The 5,409-nt window shown below is 47.9% G+C and carries 3 protein-coding genes; 2 read left to right on the top strand and 1 reads right to left on the bottom strand.

Annotation, left to right across the window (positions count from 1 at the left end; translation table 11 throughout):
* The first annotated feature begins 442 nt into the window (after nucleotides 1-442).
* The gene (locus QUB64_RS19785) at nucleotides 443-2,482 is read left to right on the top strand and encodes an ATP-binding protein (protein WP_333269279.1); all 2,040 of its coding nucleotides are present in this window, start codon (nucleotides 443-445) and stop codon (nucleotides 2,480-2,482) included.
* Nucleotides 2,475-4,685 carry a hypothetical protein gene (locus QUB64_RS19780; protein ID WP_333269280.1) on the top strand — a complete coding sequence of 737 codons (2,211 nt, stop codon included), beginning with the start codon at nucleotides 2,475-2,477 and terminating at the stop codon, nucleotides 4,683-4,685. Before QUB64_RS19785 ends, QUB64_RS19780 begins: the two co-directional genes overlap by 8 nt.
* Before the next feature lie 173 nt (nucleotides 4,686-4,858).
* Here QUB64_RS19780 and QUB64_RS19775 read toward each other — a convergent pair whose 3' ends face one another.
* Nucleotides 4,859-5,197, bottom strand: a complete 339-nt coding sequence (locus tag QUB64_RS19775; RefSeq protein ID WP_333269281.1) for a hypothetical protein — start codon at nucleotides 5,195-5,197, stop codon at nucleotides 4,859-4,861.
* Nucleotides 5,198-5,409 lie beyond the last annotated feature (212 nt).

The following is a 5,409-nucleotide window of genomic DNA, read 5'->3' as shown; positions in this document are numbered from 1 at the left end:
GTAGGTTATTGGTTGTGTGGGGGCGGGTTTATCTGAATTGTTTGTGAGTATTAGAGATGTTGGCGAACCCGCCCCTAACGCATCTCGGAAACTGCCTTTAACAACAACAAAAATTCCCAAAATCCGTAGGGGCGGGTTCGCCAACCATCTCTGCTAATAACCGAAAATCTCAAAAACCCGCCCCCACCCAACGACAGAATTTCGATCGCAATTTTGCACATTTGATATAAATCAAGGTTGATGTAGGTTATTGGTTGTGTGGGGGCGGGTTTATCTGAATTGTTTGTGAGTATTAGAGATGTTGGCGAACCCGCCCCTACCGCATCTCGGAAAACTGCCCTCACGCATCCACAGAATTCGATCGCACTTTTTGCACATTTCTCAGTTGTGGCAATTCTCTCACCGCGCTAAACTACGGCAAAGTGAGAAAAATATTTAAATTATGCCACAGATAGATTTAGCCAATATTAAAACTAGGTTACTCGGATGCAGTTCGGTGATGATTGTCGGGCAGGTTATTTCTAGTGTACTCGGCGGGCCGGGGGCTGCTGCTGCTACCGCGATGGGCGGCCCGATCGCAGTTGTGGGTGTTTCTGCCTTATCGACGATCGCTGCTAGTTTGACGGGCAATCTGCTGGCGACGGAACTTGGCAACACAATGGTCGATCGCTTGGCCAAGAATAAGCATATCCTGGACAATCACGATTTGACTAGAGCGGCTGGTGAGGCGATCGGCTATATTCTCAAGTCCGTGGCGCGATCGACTGAATTGAAAGAACTTGCCGAATCCAAGCATTTGCCCGATCCTAAAAAAGCACTCAACCAATTAGCCGAGGAAAGTATTACATATTGGCTCAATATTAACACACAAATTACCGATTCGTCAAGTGTTTTAAAAATTTCCGAAGACCAACTTACTAAGATTTTTTCTGCCGATAACTTTGATGAAGTTACCGGATTGACTGCGGAAGATTGGGGGATTTTTGTCAGCGGATTCGCAGCGAGTGAGGGCAAATCCTTCGATGGTAAAATCGTGCAGTTTGTCGCGCAGAAACTGCACGCAACTTTCCCGCAAGCGTTTCGGGAAGTGCTGAAACAGGATGCCGAGACTGGCGGGCAGAAGTTTGCGGCGATGGTGTTGAATCTGCACCAAGTTGCTTTGGCCCAGCTCAAAGATTTGGGACTGCAAAATGGCGAAATCCTCGACAAATTGGAGGCTGTGGCAACTGGACAGCAGATTTGTCAAGTCATGGCGAAATTGGCATCAATAGAAATTGGCATCCGATCTGATTTAGGGCAAATACAGGACGTGCTGCAAAGATTAGTTGATACTTCCGCGCCGAAATTGCCGCTTCCCTACGAGTGCGAGACGATTATTAATGAGAAAGTTCAAGACTTTACCGGCCGCAAATTTGTGTTTGAAGCAATGAGCCACTTTTTGCTGGACAATCGGAAAGGGTATTTTGTTTTAGAAGCAGATCCGGGAGTTGGGAAAAGTTCAATTATGGCGATGTGCGTGCTGCTGCTGAAGCGGCGCTGCGTTGCCCATTTTAACTCGCAATCTCAAGGCATTGTCCGGGCAGAACAATTTCTGGAAAATACCTGCACTCAGTTAATTCAAGGCTTTAAACTCGATTATCCAAGATTGCCGGAGAATGCGACGAGAGATGGCAATTTTTTAAGTCGGTTGTTGGGGGAAGTTAGCGCTAAGTTGAACGGCAAAAAGTTGATTTTTGTGGTGGATGCGCTGGATGAAGTGGATTTGAGTTTGCAGGGACGCAGTAGCAATGTCCTCTATTTGCCGGATTCTTTGCCGGATAACGTTTATTTTATTGTCTCGAAGCGGCCGGAATTTCTGCCAATGCCGGCGAATCATCAGGTTTTTGATTTAATGCAGTTCAGTGCCGAAAGTCTGAAAGATGTCAAGGCTTATATTGAAAAATTCACCAGCCATAGTTCGTCAATTCAGAATTGGATTGACCGTCAAAATTTGAGCCGGGAACAGTTTGTGGCAGTTGTGGCAGAGAAAAGCCAAAATAATTTTATGTACCTCCGCTACGTGCTGAATGATATCGACAGTGGCAAGTACAGCGATGTCAGTTTGCAAGATTTGCCGAGGGAGTTGGAAGGATATTATGAGAAGCACTGGGCGCGGATGGAAATGGCGGTTAAGGATAAAGAATTGCGCCGCCGGAAGTTGAAGGTTATTTATTTGTTGACCAAAACTCGCAAGCCGGTTTCTTGCGATATTTTGGCGGATTTTGCTGAGGAAGATGCTTTAGATGTGCAGGAAGTTCTCGATGATTGGGAGCAGTTTTTGCGGCGCAGCGGCGATCGTTCTCCTGATTACAGTATCTATCACGCGAGTTTCCAAAGATTTCTCCACCGCAAAGATGTAGTGCAGAAAGCTGGGGTGTCGCTGCGGGATATTGAAACGGCGATTTCTGATAATTTGTGGGAGGATTTGTACGGCGATGAGTAAGTTTAAAGAACGGTTGGGGAAAATGTCGCAGCAAAAGCGGCTTTATGCTTTGGAAACTCTGCCGGGACATTTGGCCGAGAGTGTTCAAGGGGAAAGGCTGCATCAATTGTTGACGGATTTCGATTTTATTGAGGCGAAGTTGGAGGCGTTGGGGGTACAAGCGTTAATTGAGGATTACGATTTGGCGATCATTTCTGATGTGTTGCTGTCTCGGGAGCAAGGTGAAACTCTGAAGTTGATTCAAGGGGCAATTCGGAAGTCGGCGCATATTTTGGATAAGGATAAAAGGCAGCTTGTAGAGCATTTATGGGGAAGGTTGCTGGATTTTGAAATGCCTGGGATTCAGGCAATGCTGGCACAAGCAAAGCAGTCCAAAGATCGTCCTTGGTTGCGGCCTTTGAAGGCTAGTTTAGAACGGCCTGGAGAAGGTGCGTTGCGGACGCTTGTCGGTCATACTTCTGCGATATACATAGTGACGATCGCACCGGACGGTCTAACAGCAATTTCTGGTTCAGACGATAATACCCTGAAAGTCTGGGATATCGACAGTGGCACTCAACTGAAAACTTTTATCGGTCACACTAGCACGGTATATTCAGTGGCGATCGCACCAAACGGCAAAACCGCAATTTCAGCTTCAGCGGATAAAACCCTGAAAATCTGGGATATCGACAGCGGTACATCCCTGAGAACTCTCACCGGTCATACTTCTGCGGTATATGCAGTGGCGATCGCACCGGACGGCAAAAACGCAATTTCAGCTTCAAACGATAAAACCCTGAAAATCTGGGACATGGACAGCGGTACTCTACTGAGAACTCTGATCGCTCATACTGATTGGGTAAATGCAGTGACGATCGCACCAAACGGCAAAACCGCAATTTCAGCTTCAAACGATAAAACCCTGATAGTCTGGGATACTGACAGTGGCACGCAAGTCAGAACTCTCATCAGTGATTCTGACTTGGTAGCAGTCGCGATCGCACCGGACGGCAAAATAGCCATTTCCGCTTCCAGAGATAAAACTTTGAAAATCTGGGACATCAGTAGCGGTACTTTACTGAGAACTCTCACTGGTCATACTGAGTTCGTATATGCAGTGGCGATCGCATGGGAGAGCAGAATAGCAATTTCAGCTTCAAGGGATACAACCCTGAAAATCTGGGACATCGATAGCGGTACATCATTGAAAACTCTCATCGGTCATACTTCTGCGGTAACAGCAGTGGCGATCGCACCAGATGGCAAAACTGCAATTTCCGCTTCAAACGATAAAACTCTGAAAATCTGGGATACTAATAGTGGAATATCCCTGAGAAATATCACCGGTCATACTTCTGCGGTACGAGCAGTGGCGATCGCACCAGACGGAAAAACAGCGATTTCCGCTTCAAACGATAACACTCTGAAAATTTGGGACATTGACAGCGGCACTTCCCTGAGAACTCTCACCGGTCATACTTGGTCGGTATATGCAGTGGCGATCGCACCGGACAGCAAAATAGCAATTTCCGCTTCTCATGAAAAGCTGAAAATCTGGGATATCGACAGTGGTACATCCCTGAAAACTATCACCGCTAATATTTCTGCGGTAAAAGCAGTGGCGATCGCACCAGACGGCAAAACCGCAATTTCCGCTTCGTGGAATAACACTCTGAAAATCTGGGATATGGAGAGTGGCAACTCCCTGAAAACTCTCACCGCTCATACTGACTGGGTAAATGCAGTGGCGATCGCATCCGACGGCAAAACAGCGATTTCGGCTTCCTCGGATAAAACCATAAAAATCTGGGACATTGACAGTGGCAAATCTCTGAGAACTCTCACGGATCATACTTGGTCGGTAAGAGCAGTCGCGATCGCACCCGACGGCAAAACCGCTATTTCCGCTTCCAGGGATAACACCCTGAAAATCTGGGATATCAACAGTGGCACTTTACTGATAACTCTCACGGGTCATACTTCTGCGGTAAATGCAGTGGCGATCGCGCCGAATGGCAAAACCGCAATTTCCGCTTCCTACGATTACACCCTGAAAGTCTGGGATCTGCTCAGCGGTGAGGAGGTTGCTAGTTTCAGCGGAGATTATGAATTTGAGTGTTGTGCGATCGCGCCTGATGGAGTGACAGTTGTAGCGGGCGATCAATCGGGTAGGGTGCATTTCCTGCGTTTGGAGGGAATGGGGGATTTGGGCGATGTTTGAGACAAATTTGCGATGATTTTTTGGGGTAGGGCGATGAATTTTTGGGGTAGGGAAACGGCACGGTGCGGTGTCCTCTTTTGCCGTATTTACGATTGTTAGATGCGATCGTCGCATTCGAGGGTCGATCGGGCGATTAGGGCCAGATCCCCCCTTAGCTTGCCCCCTACTCCCCCTTAAAGAAGGGGGGGACAAGAAGCGCTCAAAGTCCCCCTTCTTAAGGGGGATTTAGGGGGAAGAAGCCTCGGCGATCGACGACAGATACAAAGGGTTTTAGTGCGATCGGGCGATCGACTTTTCGGCAAATGTGCGATCGACTTTTTCACGAGATTTACGCGCTGCGACTCCCAGAAACCGGGTTTTTGTGAATCTGTCGGTTGTAGCGCGTCTTGTCGTGAAAAACCCGGTTTCTCGGCCTCCTCGTCAGTCTGAATGTAGCTAGTTTTGGTCGATCGACTTTTCGGCAAATGTGCGATCGACTTTTCGGCAAATGCGCGATCGACTTTTTCGTGCACGGGATTTACGCACTCCGACTCCCAGAAACCGGGTTTTTTGTGAATCTGTTGGTGGTAGCGCGTCTTGTCGAGAAAAACCCGGTTTCTCGGCCTCCTCGTCAGTCTGAATGTAGCTAGTTTTGGGCGATCGACTTTTCGGCAAACGGGCGATCGACTTTGGGGAAACGGGCGATCGACTTTTTGTGCACTTTACGCACCGCGACTCCCAGAAA

Source organism: Microcoleus sp. Aus8_D2 (assembly GCF_036702665.1).
In the GTDB taxonomy this organism is placed as follows: Bacteria; Cyanobacteriota; Cyanobacteriia; order Cyanobacteriales; family Microcoleaceae; genus Microcoleus.
The sequence above is the reverse complement of the archived record's forward strand: the minus strand, read 5'-3'. Positions and strand labels throughout refer to the sequence as shown.